The sequence below is a fragment of the Olivibacter sp. LS-1 genome, assembly GCF_008245145.1.
Taxonomy (GTDB): domain Bacteria; phylum Bacteroidota; class Bacteroidia; order Sphingobacteriales; family Sphingobacteriaceae; genus Olivibacter; species Olivibacter oleidegradans.
Genome location: NZ_CP041643.1, coordinates 5,837,797 through 5,864,156, shown reverse-complemented (window position 1 = coordinate 5,864,156; position 26,360 = coordinate 5,837,797). Strand labels below are relative to the sequence as shown.

Sequence of the window (26,360 nt, the reverse complement as noted above, 5' to 3'; positions counted from 1 at the left end):
CTCTTATGAATTATCAAAGAAGAAATTTTTTAAAAGGAGCAGGCTTGTTGTCGGCTTCTTCTTTACTTGCTTTTGCCAATCTAAGCGCTTTTGCCGCTGAGAAAAATAAGAAAAACATAAAACGGGCACTGCGGATTGCGCATCTTACAGATATCCATTTGCTTAACGAAGCTAATCCAAAAGCTGCCTTTGCCAAAGTGTTAAAGGATGTAAATACATTAAGTGATAAGCCGGACTTGATTATTAACACAGGTGATTCACTTATGGACATGAATAATAAAACAAAGGAAGAGGTAACCAACCTTTGGACAGCCTGGGATGAAGTTATTCAATACAATCATCTGCCGGTCAAAAGTTGTATCGGTAATCACGATGTCTGGTACCTTTCTTCGGAGCATGCAGCATACGGGACGTCAAAGGACGATGCGTATTATGGAAAACAATGGGTTAAGCAGAAGTTGGGATTACCTGGTGAATATTATACTTTTGATAAGGGGGGATGGCGATTTATTGCCTTGGATAGTATTCATTATGTAACTGATAAGGGTGGCTATACTTTTGGAGAAGAGCAACTCGAATGGTTAAAAGATCAGTTGTCAAATACACCGAAAGATATGCACGTACTGATTTTTTCGCACGTACCTATTATATCCGTTACTCCCCTACTTTATGCCGCACAACGTAAACCTGCCAAAGAACTCGGCTTCCCAGGGGGGGATCAACACGTGGACGTAATGGACGTAAAAAAAATATTCAAGGAAAGTGGCAAAGTTAAAGTTGCGCTCAGCGGCCATGTACATTATGTAGACCAAGTGGATTATTTGGGTGTCTGTTATTATTGTGGCGGAGCCGTTTCGGGGAATTGGTGGAATGGCGTTTTGGATGATTTCCCGCCCGCATATTCTATATTGGACTTATACGAAGATGGCTCGAGCCGATACGAAACCATTTATTATTAACCGAAACAGATTAACATCAATGTTCCTACGGATTAACATGACTTAGTTCTTTATTCTTAACAAAAAATTAACATAAACATTGTTTATTTATAATAAACAATGTTTATAATTGTCTTATAAATGGAATTGGTTTTTTATCGATTAAAACAATGCAAGCAAAATTTGATCTTATTGTTGTAGGAAGTGGTATTTTGGGAACCTTTCATGCTTACCATGCGCTTCTGAGAGGATTAAAAGTGCTTTTACTCGAGAAGGATAGCTACCCTGTAGGCGCAACCGTGCGAAACTTCGGTCAGGCCGTACCTTCTGGCATGGTGGATCAATGGTTTTGGTATGGTGTAAAAGGACTTGAAGTTTATCAAGCACTCCAGAAAGAATTTGATATTTCGGTGCGCAATAATGGAAGTGTTTACATTGCTTCTGATAAAGACGAACAACAACTTATTCACGAACTAAAGACGCATTATGACACTGTAGGATATGCCTGTGATTTGCTGAGCAGTGATAAAGTGCTGAAAAAATACCCGGCTATTCGATCGTCTTACGTGCAAGAAGCGCTGTTTTTTCCTCAAGAAGTAAGTTTAGAACCCAACAAGATGATTCATCGAGTACATGCCTATATGCAATCGCGGTTTGAAAATTTAACACTTAATTATAATGCACCGGTAATTGGTGCCGAGCAATTAAACGAAGGTGTTTGCGTAAGAAGATCGAATGGCACATCTTACTTGGGGGCTAAGTTGGTGATCTGTAATGGCAATGAGTTTAAACTACTCTTTCCGGATATCTTCAGTGCCAGCGGACAAATGGTTAGTAAATTACAGATGCTGCGTACGGTTCCAATGCCGAAAGTTGAATTGGAAGGTAATATTTTGACAGGATTGACCATTAGACGCTATGAAAGTTTTGAAATGTATTGTCCCTCATTTAACCAAATTGGCACGCCCGAGCATTATCTTGAACTTAAAAAATGGGGTATTCATATACTATTCAAAAAGGCAACTGACGGAAGTTTTATTATAGGTGATTCACATGAATATGCCGATTCGAATCAAGTGGATGATTTAGGCTTTCAAATTAGTTCTTACATCAATCGGTTGATGCTTAATGAGGCGCAACGTATTGTCAATTTCGATGTACAACAAATCGCCGGTAGCTGGGCAGGGTATTACCCGCAACACCCTGAGAAGAATATTGTGGAAATAAATGTAACAGATGACATCCACATCCGTACTTGTATTGGAGGAAAGGGCATGACGGCAGGAATAGGTTACACGGAAGCCAGTATTCAGCAACTCTTCGATCATTAGGTACGAATCGTCAATACACAATGGAAAATACAAAGAAAAGTAACGTGACAACCTGGTTGTCGCGCACATCGGATATTGCCTTTATTTTATGGTGTTCCATCGCCGCTTTCGGAGCGTACTTTTGCATGTATGCTTTCCGTAAACCTTTCAATACCGGTCATTACGACGGCTTGCGTCTTTTTGGTATGGACTATAAATCTGTTCTTATCATTGCGCAAGTGTTTGGCTATATGTTGTCCAAGTTTATCGGTATCAAGGTAATTGCCGAGCTAAAAAGCGCCCAACGTGTTTGGCTGATTATTTCACTTATTCTAGCGGCTGGTCTCAGCCTATTGCTGTTTGCCCTTGTTCCCTTTCCATACAATTTTATCTGCTTATTTCTAAACGGGCTCCCTTTAGGGATGATTTGGGGGATTGTTTTTAGCTTTCTAGAGGGGCGACGATTTACGGAATTATTAGGTTTCGGTTTAAACATAAGTATCATCGTGGCATCCGGCGTACTCAAAACGATATACGTTTTTATACAACAACAAATTCACATTAGTGAATTTTGGATGCCTTTTATTGTTGGTGCGCTGTTCTTTCCCTTTTTTCTACTATTTGTATGGATGCTTGCCGTTATTCCCGTACCTAACGAAAAGGACCGACTATTGCGAACGGAAAGAATACCCATGGATAAAGAAACAAGGAAGCATACGATGGCACTTTATGGTGTCGGAGTAGTGACAATCGTTGTCGTATATGCATTTTTAACCGTTATGCGTGATTTCCGTGATAATTTTTCGGTAGAGATCTGGGATGAAATCCAACCAGGCTACGTGGGGACTGTTTTTGCCACCACCGAGATTATCAGTAGTATAGTTGTGATTCTGTCAGTGGGTTTGATTGCCTTTATACGAAATAATCACAAGGGTTTTCTGTGCACACTCATATTAATGGTTTTTGGTGTGCTTTTGAGTGGTACCGGTACACTGCTCTTTCAAATGCATTACTTAAATGCTTACTCTTGGATGATGTTATTAGGAATTGGGCTGTTCCTGGCTTATACACCGGTACAAACAGTCCTATTTGAACGAATTATTGCACTGTTTAAGCTGAAAGCAAATGCTGGTTTTTTTGTATACATCTGCGATTCTGTTGGATATCTCGGAAGTGTAGCGCTTCTTTTATTTAAAGAATTCGGCTTACCGGGTGTGAGGTGGTCATCTATACTAATTTATTTTTCTTACGCCATTACCCCCATTTGTCTAATTCTCCTCCTTGCCATATTTATTTTTTTTACGGATAAGTTAAGGTCGAAAAAAAAACAATCGGTTCATGCTGAAGCGGATATCATACTAAAATAAATCCATCCAAATGAGTGCAACACAAAAGATACAAAGCACTTAGGCGGAAATTGCTCGATATTTTTAGTTTTACATTCAATAACCTACAATGATTAGGTGTCGGATTAATACTAAAACAACAGCTAAAACAATGTTTAAAAAAATTGTAAAAAAAACGAGTGTGCTTGCATTCGTAAGTGCTTGTCTTGCCTGCTCATCACCTGCAAAGAAAGAGCCGAAAACAGCCAAACTTACACTAGAACCGGGTTTTTCGGCTACTGTTATTGCAGACTCTTTAGGCGCGGCGCGTCACATTGCGGTCAGTCAGCAAGGCGATGTATACGTTAAATTGAATAATTTAAAAGATGGAAAGGGAATCTATTGTTTGTCAGACACGGATCGTGACGGGACGATCGACAAAACAGTCGCTTTTGGTGATTATACCGGCACAGGTATTTTAGTCGATCAAAAATATCTGTATGCATCATCTAACACAACTGTATATCGATATAAGCTCGATCAAAATCAGCAGGTGACTGATGTGGACCACCCTGAGGTTATAGTTAAAGGGTTGGTTGCGCATGCCATTGATGGTGCAAAACCGCTGGTGATTGATAAGGAACGGAATTTATATGTAGCAGTTGCCTCCTATTCAGATGCCTGTGCAGACGAAACAAAAGACGGGAAATCTTGTCCTTTACTAGATTCCGTAGCAGGTATTTGGCGATTTGACGCCGATAAGTTAAATCAGGAGTACAGCGATGGTGAACAGTATGCAACGGGATTAAAGGGGGTGATGGGATTTGCATGGAACGATGTATCCAATTCACTTTATGCCTTACAGCATGGCCGGGGCAATTTTCATGAAAAGTTTCCGCAATATTTTGATGCAACCTATTCGGCTACCTATCCCGCTGAAACGTTATATGAGCTAAAAAAAGGGGCTGATGCGGGCTGGCCCTATATTTACTACGATCATATTCGGCATAAAAAATTACTGGCTCCCGAATTTGGAGGGGATGGTAAAAAAGAAGGTGATAGTAAGTACTTGGAGCCCGCCCTGGCATTTCCAGCACACCTGGGGCCAAATGCGATGCTCTTCTATACAGGGACTATGTTTCCTGAGAAATATAGGAACGGCGCTTTTATTGCTTTTCATAATCAATCGCCGGAACTGCATAAGGGTTTCTGTGTCGCCTTCGTGCCTTTCAAGAATGGTAAGCCGACAGGGAATTGGGAGATTTTTGCGGACGATTTTGCAGGAATCGACTTGAAAAATCCGACGGGCCCCAGTCAACATAAACCGTGCGGATTGGCCCAGGGTCCGGATGGAGCTTTGTACGTAAGCGATGACCTGCAGGGAACCATCTATAAAATTACTTATAACGCTAAAGGATGACAACTACTTTTTCTGCTGAACGCTTTAGTTTCGATTTAACACACAAATGAAAGTGTTTATATTAAAGGAACGATTTTTTTAATCAACTTTTTCTTGGCAAAAAGTTGAACAAAACCCAAGGCTGTGTAGGCTACCTTGCAACTGATGGCAAAGCATCAACGGCACGTATTGGAGCCGTTTCACTTCCTCAATCCGCTTGGATACTGCACAATGAGCAGGAGTGCAAATGCTTTGCTGCTCGTTGCTGCGGTATCCTCCAAGGCCGCTTTTCCCACGCACAAGGCTATATTTAGGGCTGAAGATGTAATACATTGGTTAAAAGTAAAAGCCCTCGTTCTGCCAAAATATCGCCTAGGAAATTTGCGGTTTGCACGTTGATGCACTGCCGTTGTAGCAAAGTTCCAAGCGATGAGTTTTTGCGTCACTTTTTGCGGAAAAAAGTGACTAAAGAAAACGTTCTTTTTTTAAAGCGATTTCCTCATGTGGATACCTCATTTTTTCACTGTTTGGTATACTGTTTACTATACAATATCGACACACCTACACTAGGATTCCTTTTATTTCGTATTAAGCTCCAAAGGGGGCGTAATGCAGAAGAAGAATAGAAGAAAGAGAATAATAACTATAGCCAAGGAAAGTGTTGATGCTTATCGTAACAGAAAGCAGTTAATTTTATCATTAGCCAGTCTACTTCTTATTGGAGGAGTGATTTATACGTACCTGATGGCGCGTGTAACGCTTGGCAATAAAACTGAAGTGAAACAAGTGATAACAAGTAAAAGTGCCTTGTTGCAATTAGAAGATAGTTTATCGCTGACCAATAAACAACTTTTACAATTAAATACGCAGGTTGAAGAGCAACTACGTGCTGAACGAAGTGAATTACGGCCTATTAATGAAAATGGGGCCAATAAAGTTTCAAAGACCAACAAGCAGCTTATCATTAGAAAAATAGAAGCGATCTTAAAATATTTGAAAACTCCACTTAACCAATTTAACCAATTACCGGCGTATTTCATCAATAACGCTTCTTTAGAACAACAGATTAGATCGTATAATGAAGAGTTGGCTAAGCTACAGCAGGTGTATAAAGAAAAATCGAAATACGATACCTCTTATTTTATCCCAATTGAACGTTCGCGAGATGATCTTATTAACAAACTGGACACTGAAAAAAGGGAGCTCCTTAAGCCAAATAGAGTCCCACAGCGTAAAAGGTTCTATACGCGGCAACCTTCTGAAAAACTCATCGCCCTTTTCAATAGCCGGGATTCAATCACGGAGATTTATTCAGATCAGCTTGAGCGATATCAAAAAAAATTAAGTCAAACACAAGTAAGTGATTTAATGGATTCATTGGTAGCACCTCAGATTCAAACGGTGCAACCCGCCGAGATCTCTCGGTACATATTACTTCCCAACAGTGCATTGAAATGGTTATGGGTTGTTTTGTTGCTTGCTGTTTTTGTAGGGATCATACCCTTTTTTATTGGCTTTTTTAGAAGGTATAAATCCCCCATTGTAAAGCGGCTCGAAGACCTTGACATCTCGCTTCGAACAGAAAGCAGTAAGCTGGAGCTAAATAAAAATGTAAATCAAGAGCTTGTTGCCTTTAACTACGGAGAACTCATTCAAGAAGTTGAACGTTTAGCAAAAAAGCCAAGTCTTATTGTCTTTAACTCTGTTGAGGCAGAAAAAGAACAATATATAATAAGTGTACAACTTGGAGCTTTATTGGCGAAGCTTGGAAATGAAGTGCTTCATATAAATCTCTCAAATCAATTTGATCGACAATATATGGATAACGTATATACATACGATTTTATTGAGTTTATTGGCAACGCTGAGCGTATAAAGAATCAGCTTTGTCAAACGATGGAGAAGAAAACGGAAGGCCCGGTACTGGTTAATATTGTTAAAACGTTTCGAACGGGCGACGTGAAAGGCGAATCCGGCTTGAATGACTACGGGAGCTTGCAGCATTTTTTTGCGAAGGCAGGGTTAAAAGAAATACTCTTAACGCTTAAGCAACACTTTAATTATGTTATCATTGGTACGCCTGATTTTTTAGCGCTTGACTCCTCTTTATTGGCTGTTCCTCAAAAAGAAATAAACGTTTATGTCTTCAAAGCAGGAATCACACAAAGAAAATCAGCAAACATGTTGTGTAAACTAAGTGAGTCCGAATCGACAGCAACGATTCATGTATTAGACTTTTCAGAAAAAACGATTCAACAAATCTCGCCAAATTTGCTGGCTAAAACGAAGCAAATAAAAACCTTAGCATAAATGAGTAGAATGTCTATACAACACCGTGCAAATATAAAAGCTAATACGGTGATTCGCGGATTGCGATCTTGTTGATTTAAGGTTCGGATGGATTGTTAATACGCTCGAATTTGCGGCAGGAAATATTCCGGTATGGGTGTGTTTTTCTTGTAAATTTCTTCGGGGGCGTCCAGAATCCAGTGTTGGTGGGAAAAATATCTCCAGGAAGTTGCCGCTAAATCAACGGTGGGATCAATAAATGGGTAATAGGGGCTACCATTTACGGAAACCATACTTTGCGCAAATACCGAAACTACTTGTCCTCTTTGCTTATATTCCTTTGCTAAGCGCTGGGCGAATTGCCAAATAGCATCCGGGGCTGTACTGACAAGGTGTAGTTGATGGGGCATTACGTATTCGTTTAACCGAATCTGTTCTTTCTTACCGGTTTCTTTATTAACAACGTAAAATGTGATCTGCCCGGATTTTCGTCTGAGCATCATACGCCATGCCAGGCGATGGCCTTCTTCCGTCCAGAGTACGTCACCTGCTATTAGGTGATGGCGCAACGGTAAATAGAGTTGCCAGAGTACATAAGAAGCCAATAGAAGCAATAAATATTTGCTCAAAGGGCGGGGAGGAGATGAAACGACACGATATGGATTATTCGTCAAATATTGTCCAAATCGCTTTCGAATTAATTCAGGTGGAAAACAAAATATAGCTAATGCTAAAGCAAAATAAGGGAAGATACCGATGTGTAAAGTGATTGAATTGAAAATATGAAATAGCAGTGCGGCGATAAATGCAATAGTACGTGTAGGTTTCCATAATAGAAGGGGTATTACCAGTAGATCAAAGCCAATGCCAAGCCAGGATAATAGTCGTGCAAAATTTTCAGAAGAAAGTAGGTCGGCGAAATGACTCCAGGAAAAATGTGTACGGTACCAAGTTGACGAATCGGAAAGTCGTAAATGCAAATATTGTCCATTGTACCAACCGGGATATAACTTTGCAATACCGGCAAAAGTGTATACAATCAATAATTGAGTAACAAATAAATAGCGTTGCCAATTAAACATGCTTTGCTGACCTTTTGTACGTCCTCGTCTAACATCCAGTGAAAGTGCGCGATTCGCCGGCATAAAAACCATAAACCATGCAATGAGCATCACTAAATAGTAATGATTGTTGTAGTTTGATTTTTGCATGAAATAAACCAACGACCAACCCAAACTAAACAGGAGAATGCTGACCCGATAACGGTAACCGATTGCGATACAGAGCCCAGATAATCCGAGTACCACAAATAAAAGGTACATGATATCTCCTAATAAAAATTGGGTCCATTCGAAACCAAAAAAGGGGAATGTAAAATTAGGGTCGACGAAGGTTTCCTTTACCCAGCCCGTTACAATAGCCCCCCAACATTCCAGCAAAGCCAAGAGCCCAAAAAATATCCTAAAAAGAATGAGTTGGATATGGTCGATCTTTTTAAAAAGCCAAGGCATCTGCATGGTATCTTCTGTAACCAAACTTACATAACAGATATTAAGTTTGCAAAATTTGCGGCATAGGTTTTCAGGTCATTGCTTTAAAAAAACACAACCATACTGATTGACACTGTATATTGCTTAAAAACAGCCATAAGGTTGCTGTTGAGTTAGAATATGTTCATTAAATACCTATTTTTGGAGGATAACCGTATACGGACTTAACATGAAAAGAAGAAGCCTTTTAAAAGGATTGTCCCTGGCCGGACTGGTTGGTATATATAAACCTTCAACCTTACTTGCTCGTACTGAAATAAATAACGATACAGCGTCGATCAATGGCTCACGCGATCGGGCTTATTGGGTCTCGTTAATGGATAAGATAGCGAGTCCGGTACTTGACAATATGAGTAAAGGCCTGTTACGAAAAAATATGGATATGCGGGTCAGTCCGATATGGGATAACCGCGATATAGGAGTCGGATATTTAGAAGCTTTAGGTCGTTTAGCTGTTGGTATGGGGCCCTGGCTTGCTTTAGAGGAGGTGAATGCCAATGAAAAAGTAATCCAATCACGATTAAAGAAGCAATTGCAGGATAGTATTGCAAAGGGAGTTGATCCGAAAAGCGCAGATTACCTAAGTTGGGACAAAGGATCTCAACCCCTAGTGGATGCTGCTTTTTTAGCACAGGCTTTCGTGAAGGCCCCGAAGGTATTGTGGGAACCGCTAAGCGACGGTACTAAGCAACAATTAATCCACGAATTTAAGCAGCTTCGACGCATAAAGCCTTACGAAAGTAATTGGTTGCTCTTTGCCGCTATGATAGAAAGCTTTCTTTTGGAAATAGGTGAAAATGTGGAGGAAAAAAGAATTGATTATGCTATTGAGAAGATCGTGACTTGGTACAAGGGAGATGGATGGTATAGTGATGGAGCGGTTTTTAGTTTCGATTATTATAATAGTTATGTTATTCAACCCATGCTGGTGGATATTTTACGAGTAAATGTGAAACAGGGGCGCCGTACGCGGGACGAATTTGATCGGGCGTATAAACGCATGCAACGATATGCCGAATTTTTGGAGCGCATGATTTCACCGGAAGGAACGTATCCAATCTTCGGAAGATCGGCAACCTATCGTACGGCCATTTTTCAGCCTTTGGTGCAACTGGCCTTAGAAGATGCCCTGCCTGATTGGATTACACCTGCACAAGTGAGGAGTGCAATAACAGCTGTGAAGAAGCGGGTGTTTATTCCGGAGAGCTTTACAAAGGATGGTTGGCTAACTTTAGGAATTATCGGGGATAGGCAAAGTGGTTTGGCAGACAGTTATAGTAATACAGGAAGTATGTATTTAACATCATTATCTTTCTTGCCCTTAGGCTTACCCGAGACGCATCCTTTTTGGTCGGCTCCTTTTCAAGAATGGACCATGTTAAAAGCATGGAAAGGAGAGCCTTTTAGAAAGGATTACCACGTAGATTTTTAAGACTAAAATAGGTTGTTAAAATGTTTTAGCAGAATGTTAAAATATGTTAAAACCCCAAAAAAAGTTTTGCGATGTACCTGCTCCTTATTATCTTTGTGTCATCATAATTTAGGTTTATAATTGGTTAGTAAAGGTCTTCAATCTCCCCGGTTGGAGACCTTTCGTTTTAGCTAATTGTTAAGTTATACTATCCTTTTGAACAAACCCTCATGTTTAGTAAGCAACCGTGAAGCGTTGTTTAATATGTTGCGGATTTAAAGCTTCGTCAACAATGGCTACGGCCAGATCGTCTACCGTTATCCAACTTCTTCCAGCTTCATCAGCAACAGGATAATCAGTACCGGTTCGATAAGTACCTTTTCGTTCTCTCGGTAGGCCATGGTGCATTTCAGGTGCAGGGCTTATAAATGTCCAGTCGATATCTTGTTCTTGTTTTAGGATGTTTAAGTAATCACGGGCGGCCTGAGCGCCGGGTTTCCACTCAGCCGGAAATTCGGGTGTATCAACGATCTGTAAACCCTCAGCAGCATATAGGCTGCCTGCACCTCCAATTACCAGTAATCTCTTTACGCCAGCTTTTTTTACGCCTTCTTGAATAGCTTTTGAGCCGGTTAAGAAATCATTGTACAAGTTTGGATTTGTCCAGCCGGCATTATAAGAACTGATCACAAGGTCGAAACCTTGGATGGCTTTTACAAAATTTTCTGTATCAAGTACATCAACCTGGGTGATGTGCAGCTTTTCATCCTGTGTATTTAATTTAGAAGGATCTCTCAGCAAGACGGTTACCTCTTGCCCTCTATTTAATAACTCGTTTAAAATAGTTTCGCCAACAAATCCCGTGGCGCCAATTAATGCAATTTTCATTTTATTCGTTTTAAGTTTACGTTATAAGCTTTAACAGCTTGTTTTATATAGATTTTGATGCTTAATTAATTATGCAAAATTTTCCAACCGGCGTGCCAATTATAATGGTTTTTTATTCCCAGTTGCATTAACAGAATCTGCATATTTTCCAATGTTCTACTTTTGCTCAAATTTCCGGCAATCACCGGCCTAAAACCAACTTCTTTCACCAGTGCTTCCGTCTGGCTTAAAGCGGCCTCATCGTCACCCGCTAAAAAGCAATCAGCCACGTGATTTGAAAATACAGGCTGACCAAAATTGGCTGCAAAGGTGGTATTAAATGCCTTCACGACTTTCGAATAGGGTAAAAGAGCTTGCAGTTCTTCCGCTGCACTGGTATGCTCGGGCAAAAGTGATCCCTGAAAATCAGGTGTTATCGGATTTGAGATGCTGATAACGATCTTTCCCGTAGTCACCGGTGCGATTTTGGCCGCCAAATCCTTCTCTGCGCTATAAGGAACCGCCAAAACAATGATATCAGCTTCCCAACTGGCATCGACGGGGCATAAAATCCAGTCGCTATCCACTTCTTGATTTATCTTTTTCAATTGATGATATAAATCTTGAAGCTTGGCCTGGTTTGTTCCCATTAGTAATAAACGATAAGAACTCCCTGCCAAGCTCTTCGCTAAGGCAGAGCCCATTTGTCCGGTGGCTCCAACAATAGCAATCGTTTGTTTTGTATTCATATTTCCTTCGTTTTGTACTACAAAGGTAGAGACAAATGGAGCCCTATTCTGTTGATATGAAATAAGAAATAGGATTGATATAGATCAAGAGGGGGGAGGTAGTTGTACGTTCTATGTGATAAGTTATACGTTTTAAGTAGAAGCCTCCCCTCATGAGTCTTACGTCCTGATACTTATATCCCGTTTCTACGTATTACCTACTTTGACAATCAACTTTTCTTCAATAATTGTTTTCTAACCCGACTTAAGGTTTCAGGAGTCATGCCAAGAAAGGAAGCCAGCATATGTTGAGGTACTCGTTGGCCGATATGGGGATTTTCGGCAATAAAGCCCAGGTATCGCTCTTCTGCCTGTGTAGTAAGTGTACAGGCAATTCGACGTTGCATGCTGATTAGACTATTCTGCATCAGGATACGCATATAGCGTTCCATTGCCGGAATCGCTTGTAACATCTCTTCCATCGCCGGTTGCGTAATAAGCAAAACTTCTGCTTCCTCTAATACATCAATATCGTAGCTAGCGGGAGTACCCGTTAAAAAACTGTAGCTGTCACTAATCCACCAGCCTTCCGGCGCAAATTGAACGATATGCTCGTTCCCTTTGTCGTCCACCTGATAAGATCGCAACATGCCCTTTTCTACAAATACGATGTATTTGCATGGATCTCCTTGTTGGAGTACATACTGTTTTCTGCGGTATTTTTTTGGAATGAAAAAAGTTTTTAATTGTTCCATTTCCGCTTCCTGAAGCGAAATTTTTCTGTTAATGTGTTCAAATAAAATCTCGAACATAGCGTTATCGGAAAACCGAAGCAATATATTAAAATTCGGTGAAGAACTTTCTTATATTTAAGCCATATTTAAGGAAATACGTAATTACAAAAGGAATGAAGAAAGTCAGCAGTGTTTTACTACTCTTAATAATCAGTTTAGCGATTTCATCTAATCTACAGGCCCAAAGCATTTTTGACAAAGTTAAAAAGGCAGTAGAGCAGCAGAAAAATGCGGATAGTAGCACCACGAATAAATCAACGAGCAGCAATAATAGCGCGGTGGAGAAACTAAGTAGCACTGATGTTTCGGGTGCATTAAAGCAAGCGCTTAATATAGGTGTCGAAGAAGGTATAAAAAAATTAGGAGCGGAAGATGGTTTTTATAAGAATAATCTGGTAAAGATTTTACTACCTGAAAAACTACAAAAAGTAGAATCCACTTTACGAATGATGGGTATGGGAAGCTTGGCTGATCAGGGAATTAAACTATTGAATAGAGCGGCCGAAGATGCCGTGACTGAAGGCGTGCCTATTTTTGCTAATGCGATTACATCCATGACTTTTGATGATGCAAAGAAGATTCTTTTAGGTACGGATACGGCGGCCACCAGCTATTTAAAGGGAAAAACATCTGCACAATTGTACCAGGCTTTTGAACCAAAGGTTGAAAATTCGTTAGGAAAGGTGGGTGCCGATAAAGTATGGAATCAAATCATTACCAAATATAACAGCATCACTAAACAAAATGTTACCCCTGATTTGAATCAGTATGTAACGGAAGAAACGCTTAATGGTGTATTTAAAATGGTTGCCGAAAAGGAAAAAGGTGTGCGCGATAATGCGGCGTTCAGAAGTACGTCCTTGTTGAAGAAGGTGTTTGGTGCACTGGATTAACCCATTTTCTGCTTCTTTGCAAGCTTATAAACTATGGTCTAAACAACCGTTTAAGAAGGCAACAAACAGGGGGAGCGACTGTGAAATTCTTTTCAGTGCTTGTTTTGGCGTATATCCAAAATGCTTTTTATAGGTACTGATAAAATGGGATACGCTGCGGTAGCCCAATATGGAGGACATCTCATTTACGGAATAATCTTCGAGTAGCATTTTTTCAGCTTGTTGCATACGTAAATGGATGACATAAGCGTAAATGGTTGTCCCATATAGATTTTTGAAACCCTGCTTCAATTTAAGCTCGTTCAACGAGAACATCCGGGAAAGTTGTTTGATAGTAGGCGGATTGTCGAAATGTGTGGTTAGGTATGCCTTGACTTTTTCAAGCGTTGTATATAACGTGTTTTCTAATCCTTTATAAGTAGTATCCAGTTGAGTATGTTCTACGTAGGATAGAAATAAAAGCTCTTTCAGTTTTAGCTCTATAAAATAACGTTGATGTAAACCGTCATAAGTTGATCGAAACAACTCTTGCAATATTTTCAGAACCGGGAGGCTAATGGCACAAATTTCGTCATTCGAACCGCTTTCATCCCTCTTCAACACACGTTGCACGAGGGAATCTTTAGCCGCCCAGTGTTCTTTTTCTACGAGTTTGCGAAAAAAGTCGCTCGATAGGTAAATGGCGACATAATTTACCTCATTCCCTCCCCGCATGTCAAAGTTGCGATGATAGTCTTTAAAATAGTTCCTTCGCATTATCCCTATATCAAGGTCGCACGAGGAGTCTTGTAAAGGCTCCATCATGCGCGATTTCCCGTTCAAGAAGAAGCTAAGTTGAATATGCTCGCCCTCAACAATAAATTGATCAGTAACTTTTTTCCGAATCGAAAAATAGGTTTCCAGCATCAGAAAGCCTGAGCTGTAGCGAGATTTACTTTGGATATCGGCGCGTTCACTTGTTTCATTGACTTGGCTTTCTGTTACTAACTCTTCCTGATTGTAAGCATTATCCAGCCTTATATCACAAACTACGGTTTCTGACTCTATTAATTTAGAATAAATATACATAATTCTTTTTGCGCTATTTTTATTCCGTTTTCCGTCATCCAATCTCTTACGACCTCTCTATTTTTGAGCGAAATTATTTAAAATAAGTCTAAATACCAATTCCGATACAGGAATATGAAATGGTAAAGATGCTCAACCAAATCAAAGATTAAGGATATACGTGAAAAGATTTTTATTTTACCTTTCGTTTTTTTTCTTCTTTTTCCAAGCGGCACGAGCGCAAGAGCCAAGTGCTCTCTTGTCGGGCCATGTAAAAGATAAAAACGGTCGACCCATAGCGCAGGCCGGTATTTATGTAAAGTATACCAAATTCGATACCATAACAAGCGAAGATGGCTCATATTTTTTGCATCTATATCCGGGCGATTATGAGATCACCTGTTCGGCTTTAGGCTATGAAACGCAATCGATCAAAATTCACGTTGGAAAAGGAAAACAACAAAATCTATCTTTTACCTTAAAACCTGATGCGCGGATGGCACTCAACGAAGTGGAGGTTATTGGAAAATCAGCCATCAAAGAAGTGCGAGAAACTCCTTACAACGTGGTGGCACTAGATGCGAAGTCTTTATATAATTCAACCCTCGATTTAGGTCATATGTTAGATAGGGCTTCGGGGGTTAAAATACGAGAAACCGGCGGTACCGGCTCCAATATGTCGGTTTTCCTCAATGGATTCACCGGGCGACACGTGAAGCTGTTTATGGACGGTGTGCCGATGGAGGGTTTTGGCTCTGCTTTTCAATTGAATAATATTCCCGTTAATATTGCCGATCGTATTGAGGTGTATAAAGGGGTAGTACCGATTGAATTTGGAGCAGATGCTATGGGCGGTGTCATTAACATTGTCACCAATCAAAGTGCAAACAGCTATTTAGATGCGTCCTATTCCTACGGCTCTTTTAATACACATAAATCGAATATTAGTTTAGGGCATACCACACCTAAAGGCCTCACATTCCAACTGAATGCTTTTCAGAATTACTCGGATAACGATTATCGGGTTTTTACGACGGTGCAATATCCCAACGGTAACCAAGAGGACCAATGGGTACGCCGCTTTCATGATACCTATCATAATGAAACCATTATGGCGAAGATCGGCTTTGTGAAGAAACCCTGGGCCGATCGCTTATTGTTGGGTTTAACATTAGGGCAGGAGCACGCGGATATCCAGCATGCCAATATTATGAAAATTGTCTATGGACAAAAGGAGCGAAGGGCATCGACCATACTGCCATCTTTGACCTATGAGAAAAAAGATCTGTTTGTTGACGGGTTGAACCTACGCCTGACAGCAAATTACAACAGTAATTACAATCGAAATATAGATACCGCTGCTCGTCAATATAATTGGTTGGGCAACTCGTGGGCAAAATCTTCAAAAGGAGAGTCGGGTGTGCATACACTAGGCGAGTTCCGTAACAAAAATGCCTCGGCTACGGCCAATTTAAGTTATCGCATCAATGAGATGCACTCCTTCTCGGTTAGCGATGTAATAGCTGGTTATAAAAGGCAAAACACAGATGAGGTGGCTATTCTTGATCCGATATCGGCAGCCGATACGATTAAAAGGGAGAACCGAAAAAATATCTTTGGTGCTTCTTACCGCTTTAGTTATAAACGCAGATGGGTAACCTCAGTTTTTATGAAGCATTACACCCAAAACATTACCGGGCCGGTTGATACCTCCAGGACTTCAGGTACTTTTTCTTACGCTCGTTTTGATAAAGCTTATCATACTACCGGATACGGTATTGCCAGTACTTATTTTTTACATAAACACTTGCAGTTGAAAGTGTCCTGGGAAAAAGCCTACCGCTTGCCTACCGAGAACGAGTTGTTTGGCGATGGGGTGCTGGAGACGGGAAATGCTTCGTTACGGGCAGAGAATTCGTATAACTATAATCTGGGTTTGACGTTCAATAAGCAACTCACGAGTGATCATAATCTGTATGTAGATGTAGCAGGTTATTATCGGGATATTAATGATTATATCCGTCGGTTAATTGATCAGCGCTTGGGAGGGGCGGCTTACAGCAACCACGGCAAAGTGCGTAACGTTGGTGTAGACACCGAGCTTCGTTATTATTATCGAGACATTTTTTCGCTTGGCGGAAATGTAACCTATCAGAATATGCGCAATAAAGAACAATTGGTTTCCGAAAATAGCACACAGCTAAGTAATGTTTATGACGATCGGGTACCGAATGTGCCTTATTTCTTTGGAAATGCTGACGCTGCTTATTTTATTCGTGATTTTTGCGGCAAGGGTAATGTGCTTTCCTTAGGCTACAGCCTAAACTTCATTGGCCAGTTTTACCTGCATTGGGAAAGCCAGGGCGATCGTAATACGAAGCTCGAACTACCTCAACAACTTTCGCACGACTTTAATATGAGCTATATGATGAAGAACGGACGCTACAATATCGCATTTGAAGCACGCAATTTCACCAATGAAATGCTTTATGATAACTATAGCTTACAGAAACCGGGCAGAAGTTTTGCGCTCAAGTTGCGCTATTTCTTAGTGAAAAGACATTAACAGAAATATATACACTCAATTTTCATGAACATGATTCAATTCAACACCTTTAAAAAAAATAGTTGGTTGCTTGGTCTGGCGGTGTTTGGCCTTACAGCTTGCAGTAAAAGTGATGGTCCCGATACCGGGGGCGGTGATTTTAATGGCCAAAAGTATTTTATTGCTGCTACAACCGGTACAGCGACCTATTTGTTAACAGCGGATGATTTAACCAACCATAGTGATACCATTACTACTACAGGTAATGGTGTGGAGCTGCTCACGACTTATACCACTTGGGTAAATTATGGTACAAAGGCCACCGTTGGTCTTTATTATGCGCAGGGGAATCCGGGCGTTGGCGTTACCTATGGTTTAGCATCGGATGGTTCCTTGGCACCTGTTGGGAATGAATTTTTGATTAATTCGCGGTTTACTACTTATGGGACATATGACCATTATGTGTTAACAGGCGTAAGTGGACAGACTTTAGATGATGGTAGTATTGGTTCTACTTTCAACTTTATCGATATGAACAATCGCAGTCAACTCACCCAAAAATCCATCAATACAACCAATTTTACAGGAAATGGAGATATAGCCACTTTTTCGGGCATTGTTGATTTAGGAAACGGTGAGTTCTTAACAGGGGTAGTAGCTTCGGGGCTGAAAGAAGAAGGTTCAGGTGGAGGAAGTAGCACTGGCAAGGTAAACTTCCCGGACAGCGTTTGGGTGGCGGCGTTGGATGCCGATTTGAATGTAAAGCGAATTTATCGGGATGATCGTTTAAGTTACAGTTCCGGAAGATTTAAATCCCAATACTATTCACAAATAGCCAAAGATGGAGAGGGGAATGTATATGTGTTCTCCGGTTCTTATGATGGTACAACAACCAAACCGGCTGGCGCTTTACGCATTAATCGGGGTGCCGAAACATTTGATCAGGATTATTATTTCAATATCCAAGAAAAGTCAGGTGGTTATCGCTTTAGAAAAGTATGGTATATTACAGAGGATTACTATTTACTCGAATTCTACAATAGTGTTCAATACGATACCAATACGCCTGCAACGCAATATGCGATCGTAAAAATGGGAGATCGATCCTTCACCTGGTTAACCAATGGTTTCCCATCGAAAGATCAAATAACAGCCACAGGTCTTCCTTTTGCCGATGGAGGCAAGTTGTATTTTCCGGTGACAACCGATACAACGGCTCCTACAATTTATGTGATTGATCCAACGACAGCCAGCGCAACGGCTGGTCTAGTAATACAGGCAGAATCTGTCAATTCGGTAACAAAATTAACACTTTAATAGCTTTGTCGACATCTCCGGTATTCGTTGAAAACGAATACCGGAGATCACTTTTACCTTAACCATTGAGCTATGATTGCTAAACAAAGGACTGTACAGAAAAAATACACCCTGCGAAAATTTATTGGTGATATTCATTTATGGTTGGGTATCGCTAGTGGATTGATACTGTTTATAGTATGTCTTACGGGTACGATTTATACCTTCAAGGATGAAATAACCCGCTTTTTGAATAGGGAGGTTTACCACGTCGTACCGAAGGCCGGGCAACAACTGATCCCGGTAGATCAGTTGATTGCACAGATTTCGAGGGAAACCAAGTCGCGTGTTACAGCCGTGACCATACCGAACAATCCGCAAGAAGCCTGGACCTTTGCAACTCAACCGGTCAAAATAAAAAAAGAATTAGCGAAAAAGCCTAGGCAGGACAGAAAAGAAGGTAAAAGTGGCGAGGGCAAGGCCGGTGGACATGGCCGCAATAGAGGTACCAACTATCTCGTGAACCCTTACACCGGCGAAATACAGGGGACAACACAACATGCATCATCCCAATTCTTTTTGATAATGATGCAAGCGCATCGCTGGTTACTCATTGAGGGAGGAGTTGGTAAAATGATTGTTGGAGTTGCTACGTTGGTTTTTCTGATACTCGAAATTTCCGGATTGGTCTTATGGGCTCCTGCTAAATGGAAGCAGATGAAAAAATGGAAAATGTGGAAACCGGGATTTACCATTAAAACTTCCAATTGGAAACGATTTAATCACGATTTGCACAATACCTTAGGTTTCTATTCATTTATCCTGTTAACCATTATGGCATTGACGGGCCTTTGCTGGTCTTTTGAATGGTATCGTGATGGGGTAAGCAATGTAATGGGTGCAAAGGTTTTCGGTGGAAGGAATGAAAAATTCCCGGGATCCGAGCTTAAGGGGCAAAACCAGCGGTCTTTGGAAATAGCGGATTATATAGCTTTGGCTAATGCGCAACTCTCCTATAAAGGAGACGTTCGGATTAGCTTACCGGCAGATGAGGCTGCTTCGGCTGTAGTTTATAAGAACAAAACCGGTTTTTTTGCGCCTGCTGCGACGGATAAAGTAGTGATTGATCAATATAGCGGTGAATTAATTAAAGTCGATCGATTTGGTGATAAACCACTGAACGAACGCATCGTTGCTTCCATTAAACCTTTGCATCTTGGAGATATCTACGGCACTTTTTCCAAAATTCTTTATTTTATCGGTTGCTTAATAGCTACCAGTTTGCCTGTAACCGGTACGATTATTTGGATCAATAAGCTTAAAAAGAAATCAAAAAAGACAAGCGCGAAAAAGAACCTTGACCAACCAGTTGAATTTAAGACGCGTGTTCGTGATATGCGCATAGAAATAGAAGAATAGATCGGAGTGATGGAAAGGAGGGGAGCCTAAACGACTATTATATGCTGTCTGGAACAAACAGAACATATTTAAAGTTGTTGTAGAATGAAATATACCATACATACATTATTTGTGTTTTTTTTCTTTATGATGGATTTGCAGGCAAAGGAGAACGATAGTCTTTTAATTGTTGGGAAAAAGAATAAAATTGTTTCCCGGCAATTGAAAGAAGAACGATCTATTTGGATTCATTTGCCGGAAAACTACCACGATAAACGCGCAATCAATCATCATTATCCCGTAATTTACGTGTTGGATGCCGAACTGAATTTTTTAACCGTAACCGGAGTACAGGCCGCCTTACATCGCGGAGGCCGTAGCCGTAAACCCGATGCCATTATTGTTGGGATTGAAAATACCGATCGTACCCGGGACTTGACGCCCACACCGGCAGTTAGCGAGCGTGGACATGCCACTTTAACAAATAGCGGTGGTGGAGAACGCTTTGTCTCCTTTCTTGAAAAAGAACTGCTTCCCTTGGTGGATAGCCAATTTCGTACGAGCAAAAGACGCGTGCTCATCGGCCATTCTTTTGGCGGGTTAACAACCATCAATATCTTTCTAAAACACACCCAATTATTTTCCGATTATTTAGCTATCGATCCAAGTTTATGGTGGGATGATTCCAAATTGTTGACAGAAGCAAAGGAGATTCTGCAAAGATCGCAATTTGATCACGTTGGTTTATTCGTCGCCAGCGCCGGAATGGAAAAAAACATAAATCCAAACCATGAAAAACGCTTGTCATTGCCTGATATGCTCAAAGAAACGACACAACCAACCTTACGATGGCATTATAGGCGTTTTGATGAAGAGAACCATGGGAGTGTAGTGTTACCCGCACTATTTTATGGTTTACGCTTCCTTTATCAGGATAACTATCAGCCCTAGTCTCTTAAGCGTCTAATTTCTTTATGCCAATTTTTTGTGCACTATAGATTCCATTATGTCCACTGAAAAAATAAGCCGTATAACAAGCGATGGCGAAGTAGAGTACATATTCTCCTCCGAACAGCTCAACGCCCATAATAGTACAAGCTAGGGGAGTATTGGTGGCACCGGCAAAAACGGCCAGAAAACCTAAGGCAGCAAAAAGACTGACGGGTGCATCTAATAACGTTGATAAGGTATTTCCCAAGGTTGCTCCAATATAGAATAGCGGTGTCACTTCGCCACCTTTAAAGCCGCTGCTTAGGGTGACGCTGGTATAAATGGTTTTCCACAGCCAACTCCAGGTATCAGCCCCGCCAGCTTGGAAAGCGGATGGGATGGTAATCGCGCCATTATATTCCGCATCAACACCTAAGCTCAAATAATCGGGTTTACCTAAAATAAATGTTAAGAGAATGATCGTTAGCCCACCCACCATAGGCACAATCCATGTTTTAGAAAAAACGCTAAGGAAAAGATGCTTCATCCTATGGACCATTTGCGCAAATAATAAACTGGCTAAGCCAAAGGCAATTGAGGCGATTACAACTTTTATTAACAGCAAAGGGTTCAACGAGAAATAGGCGTCAAAATAATTTGGAATATCAATTGCATCGATCCGGTAACTCGTATGATGGACCTGCCATGCCGAAACGGTAAGGTCGCCGATAAGGCTTGCCACTAAGCAGGGAAAAACGGCTTGGTATTGAATGCGTCCGATGGTTAACACTTCGAGCGCAAAGATGGCACCGGTTAGTGGTGTACCAAATACGGCACCAAAACCTGCAGCTACACCAGCGGTCAATAGAATACCAGTTTCTTTGTCGTTTAAACCAAACCATTTGCTAAAGGCTTGCGCAATACTTCCTCCAATTTGTACAGCCGTACCCTCTCTGCCGGCAGACCCTCCGAAGAGGTGGGTAACAACTGTGCTCAATAAAACCAAAGGTGCCATACGTTTCGGAATACCTCCTCCCGGTTCGTGAATTTCGTCGATAATTAAATTATTACCCCGTTCGGCATTTTTTCCGTACAGTTTATAAGCAAAATGGATAAGCAAACCTGCTAGGGGGAGGAAATAAAGTAACCAAGGATGCTCGAAACGAAAATGGATGCAAAGATGAAGCAACCAAAGAAACAGGGCAACCATGCTCCCTATCGCGATAGACACAGGGAGGATAATAAGGGTCCACCGCAGTAGATTTTTCAAAACGCGAACCTGTTCAAGCAAGAAAATTTTATCTATCATGGTATACAAAGCTATGTGTCTACAAAATAGGCTCTAATAGACCGCATATAAGTGTCTATCGCATTCCTTTTATTTTAGTAGACGCCATCAGCTTTTTTAAGGCGGTTCAGTCGGAAGGCATCATTTCCGTTTCGCAAAAATAGCAAAATATACGGTATTTAACAATCAGTGAAACCTCTCTTTTTTATTCCATTTCGATAAATGAGTTGCTAACAGAAAACGGTCTATCTTCTTCACGAACACCTCTTTCCTTATCTGGATTTGCACCCATTTCCAATACTAAGATGCCTCCATTGTTTATAGCTGAATAGGTGAGGTAATTTTTCGAATAGTCCTGCCCGTTTAAAGAGGCCTTTTGTATGTATACGTTGTCTGCGTTATTTTTATCCGCCTGAATAATGAATTCTTTCCCATTTTCTAAACTAATGGTGATTTTATTAAATGCCGGGCTTCCCAGGACATATTGATCAGTTCCGGGACAAACGCTGTAGAAACCGAGGGCGCTTAATACATACCACGATGAGGTCTGTCCTTGATCCTCATCACCAGGATAGCCGTTTTCTGTGCTGTTATATAGCCTGCGCATAACTTCCCGTGCATGATACTGCGCTTTCCAGGGCTGACCCGCGTAATTGTATAGATATACCATATGCTGAATCGGTTGATTGCCGTGAGCATATTGTCCCATATTCGCCATTACCATTTCGGTCATCTCGTGAATCAAGCCGCCATAAGTGCCTACATTCACGCGGTTCGGTTCCGTAAATACGGAGTCTAATTTAGCAATAAAGTTGGCATCTCCACCTAAGAGTTTAATCAGTCCTTCTGTGTCATGGAAAACCGACCAAACCCAGTGCCAGGCGTTTCCTTCAGTAAAAGGACCACCCCATTCGGCGGGATCAAAATTGTTGTTCCAGTTACCATTTTTATCTCTTCCGCGCATAAATCGGGTTTTGGAGTCGTAGACGTTCCGATAGTTAAACATTTGCCGTTTAAAAATGTCCGCGTAAAAGGGTTGATTGGTCATTTTTGCAAGTTGGTAACCACAGAAGTCATCATAAGCGTATTCCAACGTTTTGGCAGTAGCTTCTCTTACCTCCGGATAGGGGACATAACCCAACTGGTAATATTCCTTCCAGCCATCCCTGCCATTGGCTGGCCCCCATGGTCCCTTGTTAGTAGCCTCATGTAAATAAGCCTCCAGTGCTTTTTTAGGGTCAAATGTACGAATACCCTTAGCCCAAGCATCGGCTAGTAGCGAAATGGCATGATTGCCGATCATACTTCCTGCTTCACTGGGAAAAGACCAGGAGGGTAGCCAACCACACTGTTCGTAAGCGGCAAGTAGCGCCTGCATATACTGGCCATGCATTGTTGGATAGAGAAGCGCATTTAAAGGGAATTGTGCCCTAAACGTGTCCCAAAAACCGGTATCCGTAAACATATGGCCCGGATACACTTTTCCATCATACGGACTGAAATAATAAGGTTTACCATCCTTATCATACTCAAAATACTGACGGGAAAAAAGACTTGCTCTGAAGAAGCAGCTATAAAAGGTAGCTTTGTCTTCTTCACTGCCTCCTTCCACCTTAATTCTTCCCAAATGTTTATTCCAGACAGTAGCCGCACGATTTTTGGTTACTTCCAGCTTTTTATCATCTCCCAGTTCTCTGTCTAAATTAAGTTCAGCCTGCTCTTGACTGATATAAGAAGAGGCCACTTTAACTTGTACAGTTGCACCTGATTTGAACACCAAATAAGCACCTTTTCCATCGCCTTCTGCTTCCAAAGTCCGTGCATCGGTCGTGTTTTTCCTGTTCTCCCACGTACCATAATCAAGAAACGGCTGATCAAACTCGGCCACAAAGAAGCTTTTAAAACCCTCTTTAAATCCGCGACCATTATGTACATAGCCAATGATTTTCCTTTCTTTGGGTAGAATTTTAACCAAGCTATAACCCGTATAACCATCAAGCACTAGAAACGCCTTATGTCCCTTTGGGAACGAAAAGCGCAAATGCGCGCCTCTCTCGGTTGGAGCCATTTCTGTTTGGATATGATTATCCATTTTTACCTGATAGTAATAGGGCTTGGCAATTTCATTTTCATGTGAAAATCCCGTCGCTCGCTTTTCTTCGTCTACCTGTAGACTGTCAATCGTTGGAAAAAAAGAAAATACAGCATAATCATTTGTCCATGAACTGCATTGGTGCGCTTGTTGAAAGCCTCTTAAGGTTTTCTTAAAATACTGGTATTTCCAACCGTCTCCATTTTTTCCGGTTTGTGGCGTCCAAGTATGCATACCAAATGGCAATGCTGTTGTTGGATAGGTATTCCCTCGAGTAAGCTCATGCTTGGAATTAGTCCCTTGTAAAGTATTGACATAGTCAGCCAGTTGTTTTTCTGCTGCTAGGCCCGATGAAGAGCATAAAAGAAGTAAGGTAACTGTTTTTAGTTTCATGACGGTTTTTTTGGTTATAGCTATTTCTATCGGTTTCAAATATAATTAAATCGTTTTAGCTTTCTTAAGAATTTTTTACCTTACATTTTATACCGGTAGTTATCCACCACCACCTAACTTGAAACTTAGCGCGCGGATTTGTGTAATCGAGGTCACTTTGAAAGTGTAGCGGCTTAAACTGTTCTTTTCTTTAAGGTAATGACGCTGATTTCAGGCCAAATACCTACTCTTCCTGAAAAGCCTATAAAACCAAATCCGCGATTTACGTTAATATATTGCTTTCCTTTATTATATAGGCCTGCCCATTGATTGTAAATATATTTAACAGCGCTCCACCTGAAACCGGGAATTTCGATGCCGAATTGCATGCCGTGTGTATGGCCCGCTAAGGTTAGATGAACCGGCATGGGGTGCCGTAAAATTTCAGCTTCCCAATGAGTAGGATCATGTGATAATACGACCGTGAAGCTATCACGATCTACGGTAGACATCGCTTTTTCGAGATTGCCATAGCGCGCGAAATTCTTACCCCAGTTTTGTACACCAACCAAGTTGATGAATTGACCATTTTTCTCCAATTTGACATGTTCATCAAGCAATAAACGGAAACCCATTTCTTTTTGCATGGTCTTTAATCGGTTCAAATTGGCTGCCTTTGCATCCGGAGAAGGCCATTCGGTATAGTCGCCGTAGTCGTGATTACCTAATATGGAATAGACACCAAAGGGAGCATTTAATCGGGCAAATAAACTTTGCCATTCATCCAATTCGATGGACTCATTGTTTACCAAATCACCGGTGAAAACCAATAAGTCGCTTTTCTGCTCATTTGCTAGTTCTATTCCTCTTTTAACCGAGGCGTGATCCGTGAAGCTGCCACAATGTATATCGGATAGTTGTGTAATGGTAAAGTTATCAAAGGCCTCGGGTAAATCTTCGAAATATAAGGTATGATGATGCACTTTATATTGATATTTACCTCGAGACATCCCGTAAATGATGGCAGGGAAAGGGACGGCGCTAACGCCAAGTATAATTTGACCAATGAATTTTCTTCTTTCGGGATAAGGGATGTTGTTCTTGAAATTCCATGCATAGCTTCCTAAACGAGTGATATCCTCCAAGAGGAGGAAAGGAAGTACTAATAACTTGGGAACCAAGCTAAGTAAAACAAAACCGACGAGTACAAAGATGTATTTGGCCGGTAGCAGTTTTGGGTTTATAAATATTAAAAAGAGTACGATTAAAATCAACACAAGATCAAACAGCCAATAAGCCCAATGAACTCCATTTCGAGTGGCACTTGATAGATTTTGCGTAACTGACTTTAGCGATTGAAAAAAGTAAAAATCTAAAATCAACCAAATTGGTATAATAAATAATATTCTACTGAACATTCCTATAGTTTTTAATGCATTAGACGTACAAGGTAGGAAAATGTTGTAGCATGTGTTAAGAAATTTTTATGAGTACAGCTATAAATGAAATTAGCCTTACATTCATTTATTTCCAGTCGTGTTCTATTCGTTTTCCATTCCTGTGATATTCGTGCGCTATCCGTGCTATGTACGCTCTATAGAAAAGCAAGGAAACACGGGTATACACCAAAGGGATACCGAATGACAGGTGGATCTAACGTGGACTAAAGGTGGATTTCACGTGGATTTGACGTGGAATGCAAGGCCAAAAATTTACTGAGAATGTTTAGGAGGAGAAGGGTATCACAAATTTACGAAAAAACGATGGATTTTGTCGTTATATGGTGTTTTCGTTAAATTGTTTTCTCTCCATGTAAATAGTATCATGAAGCTTATACTGAATGAAATAAATTACTTCCTATTTGCGCTTTAGCGAGGAATTATTTATG

The 26,360-nt window shown here is 40.8% G+C and carries 20 protein-coding genes and 1 riboswitch; of the genes, 12 read left to right on the top strand and 8 right to left on the bottom strand.

The window, feature by feature from the left end:
• The first annotated feature begins 5 nt into the window (after window positions 1-5).
• From FKG96_RS24515 to FKG96_RS24490, 6 genes are all read left to right on the top strand, one after another.
• Entirely contained in the window at window positions 6-959 is a 954-nt protein-coding gene (locus tag FKG96_RS24515; RefSeq protein ID WP_130857998.1) for a metallophosphoesterase, read from the top strand.
• Between the two features lie 149 nt (window positions 960-1,108).
• Window positions 1,109-2,269: a TIGR03364 family FAD-dependent oxidoreductase gene (locus FKG96_RS24510; RefSeq protein ID WP_130857999.1), complete on the top strand. Its 1,161-nt coding sequence runs from the start codon at window positions 1,109-1,111 to the stop codon at window positions 2,267-2,269.
• 20 nt (window positions 2,270-2,289) lie between these two features.
• Complete coding sequence (locus tag FKG96_RS24505; protein WP_130858000.1) at window positions 2,290-3,615, top strand: DUF5690 family protein; 1,326 nt, start codon at window positions 2,290-2,292, stop codon at window positions 3,613-3,615.
• A 130-nt stretch (window positions 3,616-3,745) separates the two neighbouring features.
• The gene (locus FKG96_RS24500; protein WP_242627382.1) at window positions 3,746-4,993 is read left to right on the top strand and encodes a sorbosone dehydrogenase family protein; all 1,248 of its coding nucleotides are present in this window, start codon (window positions 3,746-3,748) and stop codon (window positions 4,991-4,993) included.
• A gap of 104 nt (window positions 4,994-5,097) precedes the next feature.
• The gene (locus FKG96_RS24495) at window positions 5,098-5,286 is read left to right on the top strand and encodes a hypothetical protein (protein WP_130858002.1); all 189 of its coding nucleotides are present in this window, start codon (window positions 5,098-5,100) and stop codon (window positions 5,284-5,286) included.
• 295 nt (window positions 5,287-5,581) lie between these two features.
• Window positions 5,582-7,282, top strand: a complete 1,701-nt coding sequence (locus tag FKG96_RS24490; RefSeq protein WP_130858003.1) for a hypothetical protein — start codon at window positions 5,582-5,584, stop codon at window positions 7,280-7,282.
• A gap of 95 nt (window positions 7,283-7,377) precedes the next feature.
• Here FKG96_RS24490 and FKG96_RS24485 read toward each other — a convergent pair whose 3' ends face one another.
• A complete protein-coding gene (locus tag FKG96_RS24485; protein ID WP_207303802.1) occupies window positions 7,378-8,796 on the bottom strand; it encodes an HTTM domain-containing protein in 1,419 nt (472 codons plus the stop codon).
• A gap of 184 nt (window positions 8,797-8,980) precedes the next feature.
• Between FKG96_RS24485 and FKG96_RS24480 the strand changes: the two genes are divergently transcribed.
• Window positions 8,981-10,243, top strand: a complete 1,263-nt coding sequence (locus FKG96_RS24480; RefSeq protein ID WP_130858004.1) for a DUF2264 domain-containing protein — start codon at window positions 8,981-8,983, stop codon at window positions 10,241-10,243.
• Window positions 10,244-10,456: 213 nt separating this feature from the next.
• Here the strand turns inward: FKG96_RS24480 and FKG96_RS24475 are convergent, their stop codons facing one another.
• From FKG96_RS24475 to FKG96_RS24465, 3 genes are all read right to left on the bottom strand, one after another.
• Window positions 10,457-11,110 (bottom strand): NAD(P)-dependent oxidoreductase, encoded by a 654-nt coding sequence (locus FKG96_RS24475; RefSeq protein ID WP_013663504.1) that lies wholly within the window; start codon window positions 11,108-11,110, stop codon window positions 10,457-10,459.
• A 65-nt stretch (window positions 11,111-11,175) separates the two neighbouring features.
• Window positions 11,176-11,838 carry an NADPH-dependent F420 reductase gene (locus tag FKG96_RS24470; RefSeq protein ID WP_130858005.1) on the bottom strand — a complete coding sequence of 221 codons (663 nt, stop codon included), beginning with the start codon at window positions 11,836-11,838 and terminating at the stop codon, window positions 11,176-11,178.
• A gap of 209 nt (window positions 11,839-12,047) precedes the next feature.
• Window positions 12,048-12,629, bottom strand: coding sequence for a Crp/Fnr family transcriptional regulator (locus tag FKG96_RS24465; protein WP_130858006.1), 582 nt, complete (start codon window positions 12,627-12,629; stop codon window positions 12,048-12,050).
• Window positions 12,630-12,724: 95 nt separating this feature from the next.
• On the opposite strand from FKG96_RS24465, the gene FKG96_RS24460 reads away from it, so the two are divergent.
• The gene (locus tag FKG96_RS24460; RefSeq protein WP_130858007.1) at window positions 12,725-13,504 is read left to right on the top strand and encodes a DUF4197 domain-containing protein; all 780 of its coding nucleotides are present in this window, start codon (window positions 12,725-12,727) and stop codon (window positions 13,502-13,504) included.
• Between the two features lie 24 nt (window positions 13,505-13,528).
• Here FKG96_RS24460 and FKG96_RS24455 read toward each other — a convergent pair whose 3' ends face one another.
• The gene (locus FKG96_RS24455; protein WP_130858008.1) at window positions 13,529-14,572 is read right to left on the bottom strand and encodes a helix-turn-helix transcriptional regulator; all 1,044 of its coding nucleotides are present in this window, start codon (window positions 14,570-14,572) and stop codon (window positions 13,529-13,531) included.
• A 160-nt stretch (window positions 14,573-14,732) separates the two neighbouring features.
• On the opposite strand from FKG96_RS24455, the gene FKG96_RS24450 reads away from it, so the two are divergent.
• The 4 genes from FKG96_RS24450 (at window position 14,733) to FKG96_RS24435 (ending at window position 20,741) form a co-directional block, all read left to right on the top strand.
• Entirely contained in the window at window positions 14,733-17,117 is a 2,385-nt protein-coding gene (locus tag FKG96_RS24450) for a TonB-dependent receptor (protein ID WP_130858009.1), read from the top strand.
• A gap of 24 nt (window positions 17,118-17,141) precedes the next feature.
• Window positions 17,142-18,413 carry a DUF4374 domain-containing protein gene (locus FKG96_RS24445; RefSeq protein ID WP_130858010.1) on the top strand — a complete coding sequence of 424 codons (1,272 nt, stop codon included), beginning with the start codon at window positions 17,142-17,144 and terminating at the stop codon, window positions 18,411-18,413.
• A gap of 72 nt (window positions 18,414-18,485) precedes the next feature.
• Window positions 18,486-19,811, top strand: coding sequence for a PepSY domain-containing protein (locus FKG96_RS24440; protein WP_130858011.1), 1,326 nt, complete (start codon window positions 18,486-18,488; stop codon window positions 19,809-19,811).
• An 84-nt stretch (window positions 19,812-19,895) separates the two neighbouring features.
• Window positions 19,896-20,741, top strand: coding sequence for an alpha/beta hydrolase (locus FKG96_RS24435; protein ID WP_013663496.1), 846 nt, complete (start codon window positions 19,896-19,898; stop codon window positions 20,739-20,741).
• A 4-nt stretch (window positions 20,742-20,745) separates the two neighbouring features.
• On the opposite strand, the gene FKG96_RS24430 is transcribed toward FKG96_RS24435, so the two are convergent.
• The 3 genes from FKG96_RS24430 to FKG96_RS24420 all read right to left on the bottom strand — a co-directional run bounded on the left by FKG96_RS24430 (window position 20,746) and on the right by FKG96_RS24420 (window position 25,890).
• A complete protein-coding gene (locus FKG96_RS24430; protein WP_149106258.1) occupies window positions 20,746-22,029 on the bottom strand; it encodes a voltage-gated chloride channel family protein in 1,284 nt (427 codons plus the stop codon).
• 71 nt (window positions 22,030-22,100) lie between these two features.
• Window positions 22,101-22,166: riboswitch (Fluoride riboswitch) on the bottom strand.
• A 47-nt stretch (window positions 22,167-22,213) separates the two neighbouring features.
• Complete coding sequence (locus tag FKG96_RS24425; RefSeq protein WP_130858013.1) at window positions 22,214-24,493, bottom strand: GH92 family glycosyl hydrolase; 2,280 nt, start codon at window positions 24,491-24,493, stop codon at window positions 22,214-22,216.
• Window positions 24,494-24,666: 173 nt separating this feature from the next.
• Window positions 24,667-25,890, bottom strand: a complete 1,224-nt coding sequence (locus FKG96_RS24420) for a metallophosphoesterase (protein ID WP_149106257.1) — start codon at window positions 25,888-25,890, stop codon at window positions 24,667-24,669.
• Between the last annotated feature and the right edge of the window lie 470 nt (window positions 25,891-26,360).

What these genes read in the sequence shown, in the direction of transcription:
- FKG96_RS24480 (WP_130858004.1), top strand. Translation starts at nt 8,981, where the DNA reads ATGAAAAGAAGAAGCCTTTTAAAAGGATTGTCCCTGGCCGGACTGGTT.
- FKG96_RS24440 (WP_130858011.1), top strand. Translation starts at nt 18,486, where the DNA reads ATGATTGCTAAACAAAGGACTGTACAGAAAAAATACACCCTGCGAAAA.
- FKG96_RS24500 (WP_242627382.1), top strand. Translation starts at nt 3,746, where the DNA reads ATGTTTAAAAAAATTGTAAAAAAAACGAGTGTGCTTGCATTCGTAAGT.
- FKG96_RS24455 (WP_130858008.1), bottom strand. Translation starts at nt 14,572, where the DNA reads ATGTATATTTATTCTAAATTAATAGAGTCAGAAACCGTAGTTTGTGAT.
- FKG96_RS24515 (WP_130857998.1), top strand. Translation starts at nt 6, where the DNA reads ATGAATTATCAAAGAAGAAATTTTTTAAAAGGAGCAGGCTTGTTGTCG.
- FKG96_RS24475 (WP_013663504.1), bottom strand. Translation starts at nt 11,110, where the DNA reads ATGAAAATTGCATTAATTGGCGCCACGGGATTTGTTGGCGAAACTATT.
- FKG96_RS24445 (WP_130858010.1), top strand. Translation starts at nt 17,142, where the DNA reads ATGAACATGATTCAATTCAACACCTTTAAAAAAAATAGTTGGTTGCTT.
- FKG96_RS24470 (WP_130858005.1), bottom strand. Translation starts at nt 11,838, where the DNA reads ATGAATACAAAACAAACGATTGCTATTGTTGGAGCCACCGGACAAATG.
- FKG96_RS24425 (WP_130858013.1), bottom strand. Translation starts at nt 24,493, where the DNA reads ATGAAACTAAAAACAGTTACCTTACTTCTTTTATGCTCTTCATCGGGC.
- FKG96_RS24435 (WP_013663496.1), top strand. Translation starts at nt 19,896, where the DNA reads ATGAAATATACCATACATACATTATTTGTGTTTTTTTTCTTTATGATG.
- FKG96_RS24420 (WP_149106257.1), bottom strand. Translation starts at nt 25,890, where the DNA reads ATGTTCAGTAGAATATTATTTATTATACCAATTTGGTTGATTTTAGAT.
- FKG96_RS24465 (WP_130858006.1), bottom strand. Translation starts at nt 12,629, where the DNA reads ATGTTCGAGATTTTATTTGAACACATTAACAGAAAAATTTCGCTTCAG.
- FKG96_RS24460 (WP_130858007.1), top strand. Translation starts at nt 12,725, where the DNA reads ATGAAGAAAGTCAGCAGTGTTTTACTACTCTTAATAATCAGTTTAGCG.
- FKG96_RS24510 (WP_130857999.1), top strand. Translation starts at nt 1,109, where the DNA reads ATGCAAGCAAAATTTGATCTTATTGTTGTAGGAAGTGGTATTTTGGGA.
- FKG96_RS24430 (WP_149106258.1), bottom strand. Translation starts at nt 22,029, where the DNA reads ATGATAGATAAAATTTTCTTGCTTGAACAGGTTCGCGTTTTGAAAAAT.
- FKG96_RS24505 (WP_130858000.1), top strand. Translation starts at nt 2,290, where the DNA reads ATGGAAAATACAAAGAAAAGTAACGTGACAACCTGGTTGTCGCGCACA.
- FKG96_RS24490 (WP_130858003.1), top strand. Translation starts at nt 5,582, where the DNA reads ATGCAGAAGAAGAATAGAAGAAAGAGAATAATAACTATAGCCAAGGAA.